Origin of the sequence: Sorangium sp. So ce406, assembly GCF_051474675.1 — a bacterium.
Classification (GTDB): domain Bacteria; phylum Myxococcota_A; class Polyangia; order Polyangiales; family Polyangiaceae; genus Sorangium; species Sorangium cellulosum_G.
On sequence record NZ_CP150340.1, the window covers coordinates 1,263,111 to 1,279,830 of the forward strand.

Consider the following 16,720-nt stretch of genomic DNA (forward strand, 5'->3'; position numbering starts at 1 on the left):
GTGTCCTCGCCCGGCGGCGTGTCGACCCCGGGCGGCGTGCCGTCGTTCGACGACCCGCAGGCGGCGGTCAGGCACAGGATGGATGCGGCAAGCATGCGTGAGGTGAGCTGGATGCGTTTCATGGGACCCGGATGGGCTTCGCATGCGAGCGCGCCTGAGGCGCGCGGCCAGGGCGGCCGAGCTGGGATGTGGGATTGCAGTGGGGATGTACACCGGGCTCTGCCCGGTCGCGGCGTCGAGGTGAGCGCGATGGATGCGGCTGCCGCTCAGACGCTGCCGCTCACCTTGGCCGTGCGGGTGCTTCCGTCGAGCGACGATTCGATGCTGTACAGGGCTCCGTGGAAGGAGATGCTCCCGTCATCGCTCAAGTTTCCGCCGCGGAGCACGTTGGCGGCGCTCTCGTACAGGAGGTGGGAGGCGCGGCCGGTGGGCAGCGCGCTGGCCAGCGTCCAGGTGCCCTCCGCGCCGGCCGACTCGATCACGAGGTGCTGCGGAGCGCCGGTCGCGTCGACGAGCACGCCGAGCGTCGAGCCGCTCCGGTCGCGCGACGTGGCGCGGAAGGTGAGGAGGGCCGCGGTGGCGAGCAGCAGGGCGGAGGCGACTGGCTTCTGGGGAATGGACATGGCGATGATTTGCAACTCCGTTGGTTGCCGCTTCGTGCGGCTGGCGGCCGCTTCGCGCGGCCCACGTGACGTGTCTCTCCGGGGGGCGGCCTGGCGGCGGCCGGGCTCCGTGGAGGGGGCTCTACCGGCCGGAGACGGCGATCGCGCTCGTCGGCTGCCAGACGAGGCCACCGTACTTCCGGGGAGACCCCGAGCGATCCAGCCGCTGGAACGTCTCGCCCGACCTGAGGTGGCGCTGCCTGTCGCGATCGAACGGGCCGCGCAGGTTGAGCGCGGGCTCGTACACGATATCGCTCCTCCCGTGCACCTGGAAGCGCCAGCAGAGCGTCTGCTCCACGCCGTCCACCACCCGTGACAACGACTCTTTCATGATCGAACCCTCTCTGCGCTCAGCGCGCGAGCTGCCGGAGCGGAAGCATGGGGCGCGGCGGGATCCGCGAGGGCGGCCGCTCGGCGCGCGACGGCGCGACCGAGACACGGCCTTCACCCAGCATGGCGCCGCTCGGCGCGGCGGGGGTGGTCGGCGTGGACGCATGGATCATCTCGACGTTCTCCCGACGCCGGAAGGCACGCGAGGCGCGTGCGTCCCAGGGCTGTGCATGAGTTGCCTCGAACGTCGATCGACGGCCGTGCTTGCCGTCCCCGGCCGATGGTCCAGGCGGCAACGCCAACAACTTCTCTGCGCGTGTGCAGGTGTATAGCAGAAACAGGCGCCGCGGCACCACGCTTATCGGTGAAGCGCGCGCTGATTTCGCCGGCGCTTCGCGGGCGCGGCGATCTCGGTCGAGGTTGCTCCTCGGGCAGCAGGAAAAATGGTTCTTCCGGGGAGGGGCGCTCAACCCTCGACGCCGGCGGCCCCGGTGTCCAGGCGGGCGACCTGGCGCCTCTCGGGCATCTTGAGGATGCCTGCCCAGGCGAACACGCGGATGACCTGGTACGCCGGGTCGATCTCGAACCAGCGAACCGCGAAGTTGGGGCTCTGCGCGTACTTGTGGTGGTTGTTCTGGAAGAGCTCGCCCAGCGTGACGAGGTCGAGGGCCAGCGTGTTGCGCGAGTCGTCGTCGCTGTCGAAGTTGCGGTAACCGTAGCGGTGGCCGCACCAGTTCACGATGGCGCCGTGGAGCGGGCCCATGGTCCAGTGGAGCGGGACGAACAGGAATTGCCACCATTGCGTGGCGAAGGCGATGTAGAAGAGCGCGTAGCCCGTCCCCCAGGCGAGGCGGCTGGCCCATGAGTTGCCGATGCGATCGAGCGTGGGCCACTCGGGGTAGCCGCCGAGGAAGCGCGGCTCGATCTCCGCGGTGCCGTCGCAGATGGCGTCATAGCGCTTCGCGGTCGACAGCATCATCGGGACGACGCTCGAGTAGTACCGCGGCGAGTGCGGGTCCTTCGGCGTGTCGCTGTAGGCGTGGTGCATGCGGTGCAAGATCGCGTATGCCCGGGGCACAAGGTACGAGGATCCCTGCGTGAGGTAGGTGAGGAGATGGAAGATCCGTTCCCAACGCTTCGACATCGTGAACATGCGATGCGAGGCGTACCGGTGCAGGAAGAAGGTCTGAAAGAAGACGGACAGTGTGGAGTGGGCGATCAGGACAGCGACGAGTTCCATGGCTCGCTTGTACATGGAGGTTGGGCCGCCGTGCGGTCAGCGCATCGTCACGCGTCGACAGGCTCGGTTCCGCGCATCTCACGCGAATACGTCCTCACGCCGCGCGATTCCGTCCATGCGTCGAGCCCGCAACGGGAGAGTTCATCGAGCTGAAACAAAAGCGCTGGTGCACGCATGGAAGGATGAGGTCGCGGGCCAGCTCGCCCGAGGGCCGGCGGCCGCGCTCATCGGCGCATCAGCGGGCGTGCTCGTCACCGGCCACCACGCTGGTCGTCGTGAGACCTCGTCGCATGGATGTGCCCGTCACCCCGAGGCTGCGCGCGCATGCCTGCTCGCGGGCAGCGTGATAGTGTCAGCGCCCCTATGGACCACGCGTCGAACGACAGCGAGAGAGACAGCGACGAGGGCGACTGGGGTCGACTTCACATCACGCGCGCCTGCTGCGGCGCAGGCGTTTGCAGGAACTTCGCGCCCGAGCTCCTGGGCGAGGTCTCGCCAGCCCACTGGGAGCGCATGGACGGCAACGACGGCGACGTCCAGCGCCGCGCCCCCGCCGTGCTGGAAGGCACCTACGATGAGGGGGCGTTCACGGGCGTCCTGCGGCAGCCGCGGAGCCTGGCCGATCTCGAGGCGGCGCGCGCGGCGGTCGCCGCCTGCCCGGTCCACGCGCTGCGGCTGAAGACGTCCCCCGGGCGGGTGCGCCCCGGCGCGCTCGGCGCGCCCTTTCGCGCCTGGCCGCGCCGCATCGAGGACGAGGTCTGGGCGCTCGGCCACCCCTCGGCGGACAACATCAGCGCCACGGCCTATTTCATCGAGCGCCCCGGCGGCGGCGTGCTCGTCGACCTCCCGGAGCCGAGCGAGGCCATCTTTCGCTTCCTCGAGGAGCACGGCGGCGTGCGGTGGATCTTCCTCACGCACCGTGACCACACCGAGCACCACGCCGAGTTCGCGGCGCGCTTCCCCGGCTGCCGCCGCGTCCTCGGCGCGGCCGACGTGACGCTGCGCGGCGGCGCGTACCGCGCGTCCACCGGCGACGTGGAGATCCAGCTCCCCGATCGCCCCGAGCCCATGACGCTGGAGGGCGCGCCGCTGGCCGACGGCGAGCTCGCCGGCGCCGACCTCGCCGTGCTCTCGCAGCCCGGCCACACCGCGGGATCGATGTGCCTGCTGTACCGGGGCCGCTTCCTGTTCACCGGCGATCACCTCGCGTACTCGCGGAGGCTCGGCCACATCACGGCGTTCCGGCTCCAGTGCTGGGACGACTGGGAGCGCCAGATCCGCTCCGTGCGCCGCCTGGCCGCGCTGGCGGAGGCGGGCCACCTCCGCTTCACGTGGATCCTGCCCGGGCACAACGAATGGCGTCGCCTCGAGGGCGACGGCAGCGCTGCCGCGACCGCCGCCGAGCTCCAGCGCGTCGTCGCCTGGATGGAGCGGCAGGCCCCCGGCCACGTGCCGATGCGCCGGTTCATCCCGTGGATCCAGAGCCGCACGAGGCCGAGCTCCCGGCTCGCCCGCGCGGTGCGCGCGCTCGGCGGCGAGGGCCCGGGGAGCGAGTCGTGGGTGCTGCCGCGCGCGGTCCGGCCCTACCTGCCCGATCACCGGCCCGAGAAGGACGCCGCTGCGCTGGTGCGGGTCTCCCTGGCCGCGACCGCTGCGCTCGGCGGCGTGGCCGCGGTCGGCTGGCTCGCTGCCCGCGCGGCGAGGGCGGTGGTGGCCAGGAGGGCGTGACGCGGCCCGGGCCGGGGGCGCCCGGGCCGAGCGCCGCCCGGATCAACTCGAGTGCAGAAGATACCGCGTGTCCGGGTTGTCGCGGCGCCAGATCACGCTGTCCATGAAGTAATGGTGGATGTTCACGAACACGTAGATGGCGGCGAAATACGGTGTCTCGCCCAGGCCTGCCGTGGTCTCTCCCGCGCTCGCGCCCAGCACCAGCGCGGCGTCGAGGAACGCGGGCGCGCCGCGGAAGAGCATCCACCCGAGCGCGACGGCGGACGCCGCCAGCACCGCGAGGCGCAGCGCGGTCGGCTTGCCGAACGACGGCGGGCCTTCGGCCTCGCGCGCCTCGTTCCGCTTCAGGAGCCAGACGAAATACAGATACTGCACGGAGTGCAGCGCCGGGATCAGGTACACCATGAGCCGGTCGAGGCTCGAGTACACCGTCCAGAGCCAGATCGTGATGAAGAACCCTGCCAGCGGCGCGATCGGCGGTAGCCGCCGCTCCGCGCGCCACCTGCGCGCGAGCACCCAGAGCAGCGCGAGCGCGCTCGCGCCGAAGGCGATCCCGGTGGCGAGCTCGAGCCCCGGCGGGTGCGCGAGCGACGTGTAGACAACGCCCTTCTCCGCGACCTCACGGCCCGGATCGGCCGGGCTCGCCCACGCGTACGCCCAGCCCGCGAAGCAATGGGCCAGGACCGCCCGGCGCTCGGTCGGGCTGAAGCGGTATCCACGTCGCGCCGAGAGCACCGTCAGGATGCCGAAGCCCTGCTTCACGTAGTGCCAGCCCACCAGGAAGAACATGAGCTGGATCATGAAGCCCATGGTCCGCGCGGAGCCTGTCGCCAGCGCCACGATCGCCCACGCGGAGAGCGCGAGGGGCACCAGGAGCCCGGCCGCGATGTAGCGAGCGCGCTGCGCGGGGGCGAGCTCGCCGCCGAGCGCGCGGCGCCGCGCGTCCTTGTAAAACAGCAGGTATGTCACCGCGAAGTGCGGGTCGTTGATCAAGGACGCCGCGTGGAACGTCAAGAAGCCGACCGCGAGCTCCGCCGGCTCGAGCCCGACGGCCCTGCGCAGGAGCCACGCGAGGGGGAAGAGCACGAGCGTCGCGCCCCCCACCAGCAGGAACTCGATGAGGCGAGCCCGCCACGCAGGGGGGCGCGACGCCTCGGCCGCGCCGAGCAGCGTCACGGTCGCGCTGGTCATGCGGACAAGCTACCACAGCAGGGGCGCGCCCAGGCGGTCGACGCGGGCGGCGAGCGCGCGCCCGGGCTCGTCCGCCACCCTCGCGCCCTCGCGATGGCTGGGTCCTTCATCGAAGCTTGTTCGATCACGTCCTCGCCCCGTGTGCGCTCACGCCCCATCATCAAGGCTTGTCCAGCCATGCCCTCACCCCGTGTGCGCTCATGCCTCATCATCAAGGCTTGTCCAAGCATGCCCTCACCCCGTGTGCACGCGCACGTGCCGCGCGCGACAGGCAAGCCGCGGACCGCGCGCCGGCGCTGATGACGCGGCTTTCGCGGTAGATCCGCGGGCTGCGTGTCGCCTATACTCCATCGGGCCCCGGGCACATGGCATGTCAAGCTGGCAGCCCGGCCAGCGATCGTGGGAACTCCGGTGGGTCCGTGAGCGCCCATCCCGCGGCGCTGCGCGCGAGAACACGAGGTGTAGATGCCATGGGCATGAATGGCCAGCTCGATCCAGGTGTGGTGAACGGGGACCCGGGCGCGCTTCGAGATCGCGTCCTCTGGCTGGAGCAAGAGCTGGCCCGGCGCGAGCAGGAGCTGGCCGAGCACCGGCGAGATCTCCAGGGCGCGTACGAGCGCGAGGCGCGGCTCGCCGGGGTGGAGGAGGAGCGGAAGCGGCTCGCCGCCGTGGCGGAGAACAGCGCCGACTTCATCGGCATCGCCACCATGGAGGGAAAGGCGCAGTACCTCAACGAGGCGGGGAGGCAGCTCGTCGGCATCGCGGACGGCGGGCTGGATGACATCGAAGTCGGCAGCTTCTTCTTCCCGGAGGACCTGCGTTACGCCATGGATCACATCATCCCCGAGACCGTGAAGCACGGCCGCTGGATCGGGGAGTTCAGGTTCCGGCACTTCAGGACGGGCGCCCCGATTCCGGTGCTCTACAATTCTTTTCTGATCAAGGACCCGGACACCGGACAGCCCATGGCGCTGGCGACCGTGTCGGCGGACCTGTCCGAGCGCAAGCGCGACGAGGAGGAGCGCGTGCGCCTCAAGGACGAGGTGATCCGGATGCAGGCCGCCATGCTGCGCGAGCTGTCGACGCCGCTGCTCCGCATCAGCGACCGCGCCGTCCTCATGCCGCTCGTCGGCGCCATGGACGCGGGACGCGCCGCGGCCGTCCTGGAGCGGGTGCTCCAGGGCGTCAGCGCCGATCAGGCGAGGGTGGTGCTCCTCGACATCACGGGCGTCTCCAACGTCGACACGCACGTCGCCGACGCGCTCCTCCGGACGGCGAGGGCCGTACGCCTGCTCGGCGCGCAGATGGTCCTCACCGGCATCCGCCCGGAGGTCGCGCAGGTCCTCGTGGCGCTCGGCGTCGATCTCCGCGGCATCATCACGCTGGGCTCGCTCCAGAGCGGCATCGCGTTCGCCATCCAGCAGGCGCGATAGCCGCGCTCGATCCGCAAGACGGGCTGTCCTTCAGGCCACCTCGGCCACCCGGGGTCACCTCCAGAGGGGGCGCACGCCGTACGTCCGCAGCGCCGCCGTCGGCCTCGCTCGCCCGGGGGTGACCCGAGGGGCGCGTCGGGGTAGGTTTGGCAGACGGACAGACCACCGCGCTCCGTGCCGCCGGGCGGCCGGCCTCGAGCAATACCTTCGCTGCCCCCCCGTCCAAGCTGCCATGACCACCCCCTACCGAGACGACGTCGACGCCCTCAACGCTCGCCACGCCCAGCTCGTCGAGGAGCTCGCGGCCGTCAAGGAGCGGGTGAGGGAGCTCTCGGCCCTGGAGCAGACCCAGCGGCACCTCGAGGGGGAGCTCGCGACCGTGCGTGAGCGGCTCGACGGCCTCACGGCGCGCCGGGGCCTGCCGCTGCTCGACAGCCTCCGCGTCGCGAGCCCGTGCCCCGCCCGCTGGGACGAGATGGTGGGCGACGACCGGGTGCGCTTCTGCCGCACCTGCGAGAAGAACGTGTACAACCTGTCGGAGATGCCACGCGACGAGGCGGAGCGGCTCGTCCGCGCGTCCGCGGGCGACCTCTGCGTGCGGCTTTACCGGCGCGCCGACGGGACGGTGCTCACGGCCGACTGCCCCGTGGGGGTGAGCCGGCGCCGCATCCGCAACCTCACCGCCGCGGCCCTGGGGGGCAGCCTGCTCGCCGCCGGCACGGCGCTCTCCCCCTCGACGGTCGTCATGGGCGGCATCGCGCCGCCGCCTCGCGCCATGGAGCCGGACGTCGGCATCTCCGTGGGCAGCTTCAGGCCGCAGCCGAGCGTCGCGCAGCCCGGCCCCGCCGAACGGACCGGGATGAGCATCGCCCGCCCGCCCGCGTTCGGCGAGGCGACGGCGCCCTCGGCGGAGGAGCCGCCCGCGCAGGGCGAGGCGACGGGGACTCCCGAAGAGGCGCTGGAGCAAGCCGCCGAGGCTGCCCAGCAGGGGGCGGAGCCCCGCCGCCGCGATGGGGCGTCCGGCGCCAAGGTGGGCTGCGCGTGCGCCGCGGGGGATCCGCTCTGTAGCTGCCTGTGATCCCCGCGGGCGGCGGCCGCGCCGGGCACCCCTGGATCAGGGGAGCAGGCTGCACTTCGAGAGCTGCGTACGGTAGTCCATCGCCTGCGTGTTGCGCTCGAACTCGTCGAGGTTGTTCGGACACACGACATACCAGCCAGCATCGGTGAAAGAGCTCACCTGCCGGTTGGTGGTGACCAGGTCGTACGCGAGCAGCACGGTGTCGTAACCCCAGCCAAACAGCTTCTGGCCGAGCAGCACGTCCACGTATCCGGCGCGCATTCGCTCCATGTACTCGGGCAGCGTGTCGAAGGCCACCGAGTGAATCGTCTTCGCCGCCGCCCGCTCGGCGAGCAGCGGCGCGTTCGTCTCGAGGTCCGGCTCGCCGAGGAGCTTGCTGTAGGAGAAGAAGAAGCCCACGATCTCCGGGTCATCCTCGAGCGCTTTCTGCGCCTGCCCCGTGCAGAACGGGTCCTTGTAGTCGCAGCAGAGGCAGGGGAGGCTCGCGACGCTCGTCATGTCCGGGTACCTCGCCAGCGCCTCGGAGAACCCGGCGGATCGATCGATGAACGTCCCCGCGGCGGTGGGCGTGTAGCCGCCGTTCGTGTCCTCCTCCATCATCGTCTGGAAGGCGATCTTGCCGCTCTTGCCGTTGATGGTCGCGAGGGCGTCCATGAGGAACGCGGCGGCGGCCTTGTTGTCCATCCCGTAGTAGGTGTGGCGCTTGCTGGTCGGCGCGTCGCCGCCGTACGTGACGACCTTCATGCCGCCGTCCACCGCTTGGTTGATGATGTCGTTCTCGCAGACCCCGTCGAAGACATCGACGACCATCGCGTCCGCTTTCATGTCGATGACCTCCTGGATCACCTTCATCTGCGGCCGGGAGAAGTAGCAGGGGTCGTCGTTAACCATCTGCTCGCCGTCCTCGTCGGGCGCTGGACACTCCGGATCCAGGACCAGCACCTCGACCGGCCGCGTGCTCGTGCTCGACAGCTCCGTGCTCGCCTGCCTGGCGCCAGCGCGGCCCAGATCGTGGAATCGATTGCACTTGTTGTGCGTGATGTACGCGATCGTCACCGGGGCGCCCGTCGCGGCGTCGCCCTCGCTGCAGGCGATCACGCCGGTCGACAAAAGGATGCCCCCCAAGATGGCGCGATGGACCATGATTCCCCTCCTTATACCGTGTGGATTGACGCGTTCGCCGAGATGGCCGTCACTCGCGGTGCAGGCGCCGCGGATCAGCTCCATCTCGAGCCTGCCCGACCGGGACCGCATACGCGATGCCGCTCTGCAGGGTCCCGGCCGTGATCAGGCCTCGCAGGTCGACGCCGAGCTCGATCATCGTCTGCGCGATCGCCGGCTGGATGCCGGTGAGCACGACCCTGGCCCCGAGAAGCCCCGCCGCGCGCGCGGCCTGCACCAGCATCTCCGCGACGTGCGCGTCCACCGCCTTGACCCCGGTGACGTCGAGGATCGCGATCCGGGTCGCGTGCCGCGCGACGCCCTGGAGCAGCGTCTCGATGATGCGGCTCGCCCGCGTGCTGTCGAAGAAGCCGATGAGCGGCATGACGAGCACCCCCTCGGCGATCGGCAAGAGCGGCGTCACGAGCTCCTGGATCGTGTCCTGCTGCGCCGCGATGAGCTCGTCCCGCGCCGCCTCCCGCTCGAGCTCCGCCGCCTTGACGCGCGTGATATCGAGGGAGATCCCGGCGACGGTGCCCTCCGGAATGCCCTTGCCCCGGACCGGGAACTTCACCGAATAGAACGTCCTCGCGCCCTCGGCGTGCGGATCGGTCTCCTCGGCCTCGAACGGGGCGCCGCTCGTGCGCACCAGGTCCTCGATGTCCTTGTAAATGGCCGCGACCTCCGGCGGATGGACATCCCTGTCGGTCTTCCCGATCAGGCCGCCCGGCCCGACGCCGGCGCGCTCTTCCAGCGAGCGGCTCGCCAGGAGGAACGCGCCGTCTCCATCCTTCGCATACAGGAGGACCGGCGCGCGGTCGCAGACCTCCGCGAGCAGCGCCTCGCGCCCGACGCGCTGCTCGGCGCGCCGCCGCTCGGTCACGTCCTCGGCGCAGATGATCACCTCGCGCGCGGCGCCGTCCTCGCCCCGGGAGAAGACCTCCGCGCGCGCCGCGAAGCGGCGCTCGTCGCCCCCGCGCCCTCGCGCCCTCAGCTCGCCCTCGACGACCTCGCCGTCCCGCGCCGACGCGAGCCTCGCCGCGCGCGCGGCCAGGCCGTCGAGGTCGTCCGCGTGGATGCAGCCCGAGAGCGCCTCGACGCCGCGCGCGGACAGCTCCCCGTCCGAGCACCCGGCCGCGCGGGCCAGCGCGGCGTTGTGCGCCGTGATCCGCGCCGCCTTGATGTCGATCACACACACGATCGACGGCACCGCGTCGAGCATGCGCTGGGCTCGCGCGCTCACCGATTCCTGCGCCTGGCTGGCCTTGGTCTCCGTCATCGCAGGATCACCTCCCAGACTTCCCGGTCAGGTCAGGGCAGCAGGCGCTTCAACAGACTTACACGCGAGGATGCAGTCCAGATTCAATGTTACAATTATGTGAGGTGAAATCGGCTGTCAACATCGACGGTCATGATCCGCTCACCATCACATCGGGTTGCCGCCGGCGCCGCCGCCGCCGTCGCCGCCGTGAGCGCCATCACCGCCGTGACCGCCATCACCGCTTTCGGCCCCCTGACCGCCTGTCCCGGCGGCGCCGCCGTGACCGCCGTCACCGCCCGTGCCGCCCGCCCCGCCCGAGCCGTGCGCGCCGGCGCCGGCGGCGCCGTCGTCACCGCCGGTCGACGCGCCTCCGCTCGCGCGCGACGAGGTGGTCGCGCCGACCGGTTCGCGGCAGTTCGGGTTGTCGTACTCGATGACGCAGCCCACCTCGACGGGGTGGCCGACCTCGATACAGCCCCAGGCCACGAGGCCGGATAAGGCCGACAAACCGACGAGGAGCGAGGGATAGAGTGTGCCTTTCACGGGTCAGCTCCGAGCGCGGCGCGCCCGACCGTCGCGCCAGGAGGAGGCGCGGCCGCCTCGCCCAGGCCGCCTGCCGGTTCGTCGTCCAGGTGAAGCGCGATCCCGGCAAATAGCGTGAGCCGGTTCGCCAGCGCGAAGTCCGCGGTCGGGCCGCTCTCCACGAGATAGCGCGGCAGCCCCTGGTTGGGCCCGACGACATAGGGCTCATGGGGCGAGAACGCGTACTGCCCGCCGAGCGTGTACCCGGCGCCCTTCACCCCGGGCACCGCGCCGGTCAGCGCCGCGCGGAGCTCGAGCTGCGGCGGCACCTCCGGGCGCGGCGCGATGTTCGACGGATCTCCGCCATAGTACGCCTGATCGGCGATCCGCCGGCCCATGTACGCGGCCGCCAGCGACACGGCGCCTCGCGCGTGCTCGTACGAGACGTGCGCGTTGCCGTACACCTGCGGCGCGACGGTGATCGGGACCTCATCGCCGGTGCCGAACCGCGCGTTCCGCGCGATCTGCTGCTCCGACATGCGGCGGCGCGTCAGGGCGAACGTGGAGTTCAGGCCGACGCGCAGCTTCCGGTCGAGGAAGCTCGTCTCGTAGGCCAGGTTCGCCCCGTAGTTCTTGATGCCGGGCACGTTGTTGTACTTCGAGACGCTCGGCGCCTGGGCCTTCACGATCTGCAGCTCGATGACGTCCCGCCAGTCCGAGTGGAAGCCGCCGACGGTGAAGGCGTGCGCGCCGCTGCGGAAGGACGAGACGGCCTCCAGCGACGAGACCTTCTCCGGCTTGAGGCCGTCCGGGTTCGGCTGCAGCCTGCCGGTCACCGTGTAGAGCTCGACGAAGCTGGGCGCGCGGAACGCGCTCGAATAGATGAGCTTCAGCGCGACGCGCTCGTCCGGCGTGACGATCAGCGCGGCGCGCGGCGAGATCGCGCTCGCCACGTAATCGAGCGGGATGCGCGAGTCGAGGTCCACGCGGATCCCCGCGTTGATCGACAGGGGCCGGAGCGGGCGGAGCGTCTGCTGCACGTAGGCGCCCAGCGCGGCCTCGTCCTTGAGGCGGTGTCCGCCGCCGTGCCAGTGCGTGAGCCCCGGGTCGGAGCCATAGCTCTTGCCCGTGAGGTCGTCGAACGTGACGAACTCGTAGGCCGACGTGCGCAGCCGCCCGTCGACGCCCACCATGGTCGAGAACGCGCCGTCGCCCAGCCAGTCGTACCGCCCCTGGAGCTCCAGACCGACCCAGCGCGAGAGGAACAGCGCCTCCTTCCGGCAGGGCCCCGAGGGGCCGCGCGGGCATTGCTCCGGGGAGAGGACGCCGACCGGCACGCCCGGCACGAGGGGGTCGTGGCCGATCACGTAGCGCGAGCGCAGGACGCGGCTGTACCCGAAGTACCCGCGCGCCACGCCCTCGAGCTGCTCGCTGAGGCGGGCGCGGTAGCGGACGCTGCTCAGGATGAGCCACCGCATGTTGTCGTTGCGCGCGTCGTCATAGGCCCCGACGCGGTTCTCGTAGAGATCCATGTACGGCGCTGCCCACGCCGAGCGCGTCGCCTGCGCGGTGGCGCTCAGGTCGCCGGCGTCGAGGCGCAGGTAGGCCCCCGCCTTGCGCCGGAACCACTGCTCTTCCACCGGGCCGCCCCAGTAGCCCGGCTCGGCGTGCGGGCCGAGGTCCATGAACGACCTGCCGTCCGCCTCCCGCGGGAGCGGCTGCTTCGGGAAGCGGACGTGAGGCCCCTCGAAGTCGTCGACCTCGAGCGCCGCGACCACGCCGGCGGGCTCCCCGCGCAGCGTGAAGGTGCGCCCGAAGCTCAGCGACAGCGCGCTGTCGTGCCCGACGCTGTGGGCCGAGGGGGCGCTGATGTCCCCCGACTCGTCGAGCGGCGGGGACGCCCCGAGCATCACGGCGGCGTGGAGGCCGCGGTGATCCGCGGCCTTCTTCGTGACGACGTTGATGACCCCCAGCATCGCCTGCGCCCCGTAGAGCACGGAGCCCGGGCCGAGGATCACCTCGATATGGTCGACGACGTCGAGCGGGATATCGTGCAGGAAGACGGCCCCGCCGCCCTGCTCGTTCACGACCATCCCGTCGAGCACGACAAGCACGTGGCTGTTGGCGTCGCGGGTCAGCGCGACCCCGCGCGCGCCGACCTCCGGGACCGACATGCGGCTGTGCGCGAAGGCGCCGTTGGCGAGGAAGTTGAGGGCCTCGCCGAGGCGCCGCAGCCCGAAGAGCTCGAGCTGCGCGCCGGTGATCACCGACGACATGGCGGGCGCGTCGCTCGCGCGCTCCGCGGCGCGAGAGGCGCCGGAGACGACGTTCTCCTCGAGGATCTCGAGGAGCGAGCCGACGTCGTCGGCGCGCGCCTCGCGCGGGGCGGCGGACGTCCAGGCGAGCGACGCGGCGCAGAGCAGTGCCAAACGAGCCGAGCTCACGTCAATAGATCCTTGCCAGTCTGAGGATAGAAGACGGGAAATCGATCCCCTGGGAGCGGGCCTGCGCGAGGTGGATGCTCATGCGCGGCTTGCCGTTCGCGACGTCGACGCCGAGCACGACGCCGAGCGGCACGTACGTCTCCACGGCCGCGACGGTCAGGACGCCGCTGTCGGCGAGCGCGCCGCGGATCGCGGCGACCTCCCTCGCCAGGCCGGAAGAGACATAGACGACGTTGATCTGGCGCGCGCGGCACGCCGCGGTCAGCTCGGCCGGCGTCGTGTAGTCGGCCCTGTCCACGTAGATCGGCCTGTCACGCACGTTGCCGATGTCGAGCAGCGCCTTCTTCATCTGCTGCGCGGCGCTCGCCGAGTCCGCGTTTCCGGCCTTCGAGAGCAGCAGAAAGGCGACCTGATTCCGCGCCTTGTCCGGGAAGCCGCGGTCGTACGGCAGGATGCGCGCGACGATCTCGGCCTGCACGGCGAAGGGCGCGGTGGCGGTCTCGGCCCAGGCGCGGCGCGGCGCGCTCGCGGCCGCGGCCGCGAGGCCGATCAGGAACGATCGCCGGAGGAGCGTCACGCCTTGCGTTCCTTGCCGCGCGACAGCCCGGAGAGCTTGCGGATGCGGAGCGCCGCCTGCACCTGCGGCGTGAGCGCGAGGAGATCGCCCTTCCTGCCGAAGACGCCGTCGAACCCGAGCTCCGCGTGGCGCGCGCCGGCCGCGGCGTCCGTCGTGTAGAGATAGAAGAGCGGCGGCCGCTCGCCCTCCGGCAGCGCGGACTTGAGCGAGCGCAGCACGGCGCCGCCGTCCAGGCCGGGCATGAAGAAGTCGATGATGACCAGATCGCAGCCGCGCAGGTGGCGGGCCGTGCCCGCGAGCTGCGTGGTCGTCACCACGTCGTAGCCCGCGCTCGACAGCTCGACGCGGATCCGCATCAGCACGATCTCGCTGTCATCGACGACCAGGATGCGTCCGGCTTGCGACATCGCGTCATTCTCCGTTGCGGCGTGGGACAGCCTGCGTGCGGGGTCGGATCACGAACGCCGTCCCGGTCCGGCGCGACGCGTCCACCTCGATGAGCCAGCCGACCGAGAGGAGGTCGGCGCGGACCGCGGACAGGCCGACCCCGCGGCCGGCCAGGTCGCTCACGTCGCCCTTCGTGCTCACGCCGGGGGCGAAGAGGAGCTCGCGCGCCTTGCGAAGATCCGAGGGATCGACGCCGGCGCTCGCCGCGAGGGCGTCGAAGTCGATGCCCTGGCCGTCGTCCTCGACCACGATCGTGGGCAGCGGCTGATCCTCGATGCAGGTGGCGCGGATCACGCCGATCTCGGGCTTGCCCAGGCCGACGCGCGCCTCGGGGCGCTCGATGCCGTGCGCGATCGCGTTGCGGACGAGGTGGATGAGCACGCCCGGGAGCACGCGGGCGAGGTCGGACGGGATCGGGATCTCGCGGCCGTCGATCTCGAGGCGCGCGCGCTTGCTCTCCTGCTCGGCCCAGCGGGGGATGCGCTCGGCCAGCGACGCGAGCACCTCGCCGAACGGCCGGGCGCCGAGGCGGCGTACGATCTCGGCGGCCTCGCCGTCCTGCCCGCCGATGAGCTCGCCGAGGCGCGCGACGTCGGTGCGGCGGACGGTGATCTGGTCGAGGATGACCCGGCCCACGGGCGAGGCGTCGACGAACGTCTCCTGCGCGCGCGTGAGCTCCTCGGCGACGCGCTTGAGCCGCGACCGCCAGGACGCCGACGACCCCTCGACGGAGATCCCGCTCTCGGAGCGCGCGCGCGCCTGGACGACGGCGAGCTCGCCCTCGAGCGTCATGACCTCGTCGGCGAGGCGCTCCAGGTCGAACGAGCGGGCCTCGCCCTTCATGGTGTGCAGGAGCTGGAGGAGCTCGTCGATGTCCGCGGGGCTCAGCCGGTCGCCGCTCTGCAGGATCTCGCTGCACCGGGCCACGCGCTCGCGCGAGACCTCGATGAAGCGGACGAAGACCTGGCCGCCGCCGGCGATCAGGCGGCGCATGGCGGCGATCTGGCGCGCGTGCTCCTCGTCCTTGGTCTTGACGCTCTCCTCGAGGCGCCGGAGCTCGGTCTCGTCGGTCGCGAGCAGCATGATGCGCGCGATCTTCCGGCCGGAGACGACGGGGCAGAACTCGAGCCTCAGGAACCGGCGGTCGCCCGGCGCTCGCTCGATCCACGCCGTGCGCGGGGCGAGCTCGGCGATCTCCGGGAAGACGTCGAGATCCGCGTCGAACGCGACGTCGATCCACTGCCGGAGCGCCTCGGTCTCGACGCAGAGCGGCCCGCCGCGGTAGAGGAGCTCCGCGACGTGGTGGCCCGCCTCGGCGCGCTCGCCGAAGATCTGCCTGGCTTGCCGCGACACCTCGCTGCCGAGGAGGCCGTCGGGGCCGAACGCCACGATGGCCTCGCGCATGTTGTCGAAGAGCTCGCGGAGGCTCTTCGTGGCCATCTCCAGCTTCCCCTCGCGCTCGAGGATGGCGGCGCTCATCGCGTTGAAGACGTCGGCCAGCCGCCCGAGCTCGTCGTTCGTGCCGACGTTCACGCGGACGGTGCGGTCCCCCTCGCCGAGGCGCCGCGCCGCGTGGACGAGCCTCGAGAGCGGGCGCACGATCTGCCACCGGGCGAAGGCGAGGAGCAGGAAGGCCGTCATCGCGCCCACGATCCCCGCGAACTCGAGGATGTCGCGGCGGGCCGCGGCGAACGCCGCGTTCTCGGGCTCGAGGGACAGGACGAGGACGACCGTCCCGAGGCGCCGCCCGTCGTCGCGCAGGACCGGGCGAGCCACGCGGATCTCGCGCTCGAGGACCTGGTTCTCGGCGCCGCGGGCGGTGAACGCCGACAGGCCCTCCGGCGGCTGCCCGACCCGGGCGACCGGCTCGGGGTCGCTGCCCCAGGCGACGGCGCCGATCAGCGCGCGGTTCGAGCGGAGCTCGTCGAGGTCGCTCTGCGCTGCGTCCTTATCGCCGAAGTCCAGCGGCGCGGTCAGGGCCGCCGCGAGGAGGTCGGCCATCATCGACGCGGCGTTCGCCTTGGCCGACACGAGATCATCTCGTGTCTTCTGGATCACCTGATTGGCGACCAGGATGGTGACGCTGGTGAGGACCGCCACGGTCGCCGCGGCGAGCTTGACGCCGATGCCGACAGGAACGCCGGCGCGCCGGGCGCGCTCCCGGTGAGGCGTTGACGGCGGGTGAACAGGGGCGGAGTCCAGCATCAGGCGCGCGGCGCGGCGGGGCGTCTCCGATGCGAGGAATGGTCGAAGCCAAGAGCGAACGTCATCCGCGCCCCCACGAAGGAAAGGCATTCCCACGCGCGCCGTCGGGGCCTCCGGAGGAAGCGAGGACAGGCGCGCGAAGATGCCTTTCTCACGTCGACGGTACGTAGCTCATTTCAGTTTTGCAACAGGAAATTCCTGTCCCACCGTGGAGAGAAATGTCGCGCGTCCCCGCTGCTGGCTCGCGTCGACCGAGGTCGAGGAAGTCGATGGGAATATCCGGCTTGCCTGCGGCCTCCGAGGCCATCGCGCACCGATACGAGATGTCGAACGGGCCGATCACCCCACGACGGGCGGGTCCGCCGTCTCGATAGGCTCTTTCATTCTTCGACGTCCTCGGTCTCGCCCGAGGCAGCCCAGGTGGCTTGGCGCACCAGGACC

General features: G+C 71.3%; 15 protein-coding genes. 3 read left to right on the plus strand and 12 right to left on the minus strand.

Annotated features, from left to right (window positions below):
• Positions 1 to 266 precede the first annotated feature (266 nt).
• The 4 genes from WME96_RS04690 to WME96_RS04705 all read right to left on the minus strand — a co-directional run bounded on the left by WME96_RS04690 (position 267) and on the right by WME96_RS04705 (position 2,232).
• Positions 267 to 623, minus strand: a complete 357-nt coding sequence (locus tag WME96_RS04690; RefSeq protein ID WP_433933641.1) for a hypothetical protein — start codon at positions 621 to 623, stop codon at positions 267 to 269.
• A gap of 121 nt (positions 624 to 744) precedes the next feature.
• Positions 745 to 993, minus strand: coding sequence for a hypothetical protein (locus WME96_RS04695; RefSeq protein ID WP_437288977.1), 249 nt, complete (start codon positions 991 to 993; stop codon positions 745 to 747).
• Between the two features lie 19 nt (positions 994 to 1,012).
• Entirely contained in the window at positions 1,013 to 1,165 is a 153-nt protein-coding gene (locus WME96_RS04700; protein WP_437288978.1) for a hypothetical protein, read from the minus strand.
• 293 nt (positions 1,166 to 1,458) lie between these two features.
• On the minus strand, positions 1,459 to 2,232 hold the full coding sequence (locus tag WME96_RS04705; protein WP_437288979.1) for an acyl-CoA desaturase: 774 nt from the start codon (positions 2,230 to 2,232) through the stop codon (positions 1,459 to 1,461).
• Positions 2,233 to 2,595: 363 nt separating this feature from the next.
• On the opposite strand from WME96_RS04705, the gene WME96_RS04710 reads away from it, so the two are divergent.
• A complete protein-coding gene (locus WME96_RS04710; protein WP_437288980.1) occupies positions 2,596 to 3,960 on the plus strand; it encodes an MBL fold metallo-hydrolase in 1,365 nt (454 codons plus the stop codon).
• Between the two features lie 42 nt (positions 3,961 to 4,002).
• Here WME96_RS04710 and WME96_RS04715 read toward each other — a convergent pair whose 3' ends face one another.
• Positions 4,003 to 5,151: a hypothetical protein gene (locus WME96_RS04715; RefSeq protein ID WP_437288981.1), complete on the minus strand. Its 1,149-nt coding sequence runs from the start codon at positions 5,149 to 5,151 to the stop codon at positions 4,003 to 4,005.
• A gap of 470 nt (positions 5,152 to 5,621) precedes the next feature.
• Here WME96_RS04715 and WME96_RS04720 point away from each other — a divergent pair, with 470 nt between their 5' ends.
• Positions 5,622 to 6,584 carry an STAS domain-containing protein gene (locus WME96_RS04720; protein ID WP_437288982.1) on the plus strand — a complete coding sequence of 321 codons (963 nt, stop codon included), beginning with the start codon at positions 5,622 to 5,624 and terminating at the stop codon, positions 6,582 to 6,584.
• 232 nt (positions 6,585 to 6,816) lie between these two features.
• The gene (locus WME96_RS04725; RefSeq protein ID WP_437288983.1) at positions 6,817 to 7,662 is read left to right on the plus strand and encodes a hypothetical protein; all 846 of its coding nucleotides are present in this window, start codon (positions 6,817 to 6,819) and stop codon (positions 7,660 to 7,662) included.
• Between the two features lie 36 nt (positions 7,663 to 7,698).
• Here the strand turns inward: WME96_RS04725 and WME96_RS04730 are convergent, their stop codons facing one another.
• The 7 genes from WME96_RS04730 to WME96_RS04760 form a co-directional block, all read right to left on the minus strand.
• On the minus strand, positions 7,699 to 8,805 hold the full coding sequence (locus tag WME96_RS04730; RefSeq protein ID WP_437288984.1) for a substrate-binding domain-containing protein: 1,107 nt from the start codon (positions 8,803 to 8,805) through the stop codon (positions 7,699 to 7,701).
• A gap of 49 nt (positions 8,806 to 8,854) precedes the next feature.
• Positions 8,855 to 10,102 carry a PAS domain-containing protein gene (locus WME96_RS04735; RefSeq protein ID WP_437288985.1) on the minus strand — a complete coding sequence of 416 codons (1,248 nt, stop codon included), beginning with the start codon at positions 10,100 to 10,102 and terminating at the stop codon, positions 8,855 to 8,857.
• 147 nt (positions 10,103 to 10,249) lie between these two features.
• The gene (locus tag WME96_RS04740) at positions 10,250 to 10,627 is read right to left on the minus strand and encodes a hypothetical protein (RefSeq protein ID WP_437288986.1); all 378 of its coding nucleotides are present in this window, start codon (positions 10,625 to 10,627) and stop codon (positions 10,250 to 10,252) included.
• Positions 10,624 to 13,050: a TonB-dependent receptor plug domain-containing protein gene (locus WME96_RS04745; RefSeq protein ID WP_437288987.1), complete on the minus strand. Its 2,427-nt coding sequence runs from the start codon at positions 13,048 to 13,050 to the stop codon at positions 10,624 to 10,626. Before WME96_RS04745 ends, WME96_RS04740 begins: the two co-directional genes overlap by 4 nt.
• Before the next feature lies 1 nt (position 13,051).
• Positions 13,052 to 13,627, minus strand: coding sequence for a YfiR family protein (locus WME96_RS04750; protein WP_437288988.1), 576 nt, complete (start codon positions 13,625 to 13,627; stop codon positions 13,052 to 13,054).
• Positions 13,624 to 14,034, minus strand: a complete 411-nt coding sequence (locus WME96_RS04755; RefSeq protein ID WP_433933656.1) for a response regulator — start codon at positions 14,032 to 14,034, stop codon at positions 13,624 to 13,626. The genes WME96_RS04750 and WME96_RS04755 overlap by 4 nt, the downstream gene beginning before the upstream one ends.
• Before the next feature lie 4 nt (positions 14,035 to 14,038).
• The gene (locus WME96_RS04760; protein ID WP_437288989.1) at positions 14,039 to 16,279 is read right to left on the minus strand and encodes a HAMP domain-containing protein; all 2,241 of its coding nucleotides are present in this window, start codon (positions 16,277 to 16,279) and stop codon (positions 14,039 to 14,041) included.
• Positions 16,280 to 16,720 lie beyond the last annotated feature (441 nt).

Bases quoted from the DNA above. Each gene is read 5' to 3' on its own strand.
- WME96_RS04690 (WP_433933641.1), bottom strand. From the start codon at position 623: ATGTCCATTCCCCAGAAGCCAGTCGCCTCCGCCCTGCTGCTCGCCACC.
- WME96_RS04695 (WP_437288977.1), bottom strand. From the start codon at position 993: ATGAAAGAGTCGTTGTCACGGGTGGTGGACGGCGTGGAGCAGACGCTC.
- WME96_RS04700 (WP_437288978.1), bottom strand. From the start codon at position 1,165: ATGATCCATGCGTCCACGCCGACCACCCCCGCCGCGCCGAGCGGCGCC.
- WME96_RS04705 (WP_437288979.1), bottom strand. From the start codon at position 2,232: ATGGAACTCGTCGCTGTCCTGATCGCCCACTCCACACTGTCCGTCTTC.
- WME96_RS04710 (WP_437288980.1), top strand. From the start codon at position 2,596: ATGGACCACGCGTCGAACGACAGCGAGAGAGACAGCGACGAGGGCGAC.
- WME96_RS04715 (WP_437288981.1), bottom strand. From the start codon at position 5,151: ATGACCAGCGCGACCGTGACGCTGCTCGGCGCGGCCGAGGCGTCGCGC.
- WME96_RS04720 (WP_437288982.1), top strand. From the start codon at position 5,622: ATGGGCATGAATGGCCAGCTCGATCCAGGTGTGGTGAACGGGGACCCG.
- WME96_RS04725 (WP_437288983.1), top strand. From the start codon at position 6,817: ATGACCACCCCCTACCGAGACGACGTCGACGCCCTCAACGCTCGCCAC.
- WME96_RS04730 (WP_437288984.1), bottom strand. From the start codon at position 8,805: ATGGTCCATCGCGCCATCTTGGGGGGCATCCTTTTGTCGACCGGCGTG.
- WME96_RS04735 (WP_437288985.1), bottom strand. From the start codon at position 10,102: ATGACGGAGACCAAGGCCAGCCAGGCGCAGGAATCGGTGAGCGCGCGA.
- WME96_RS04755 (WP_433933656.1), bottom strand. From the start codon at position 14,034: ATGTCGCAAGCCGGACGCATCCTGGTCGTCGATGACAGCGAGATCGTG.
- WME96_RS04760 (WP_437288989.1), bottom strand. From the start codon at position 16,279: ATGCTGGACTCCGCCCCTGTTCACCCGCCGTCAACGCCTCACCGGGAG.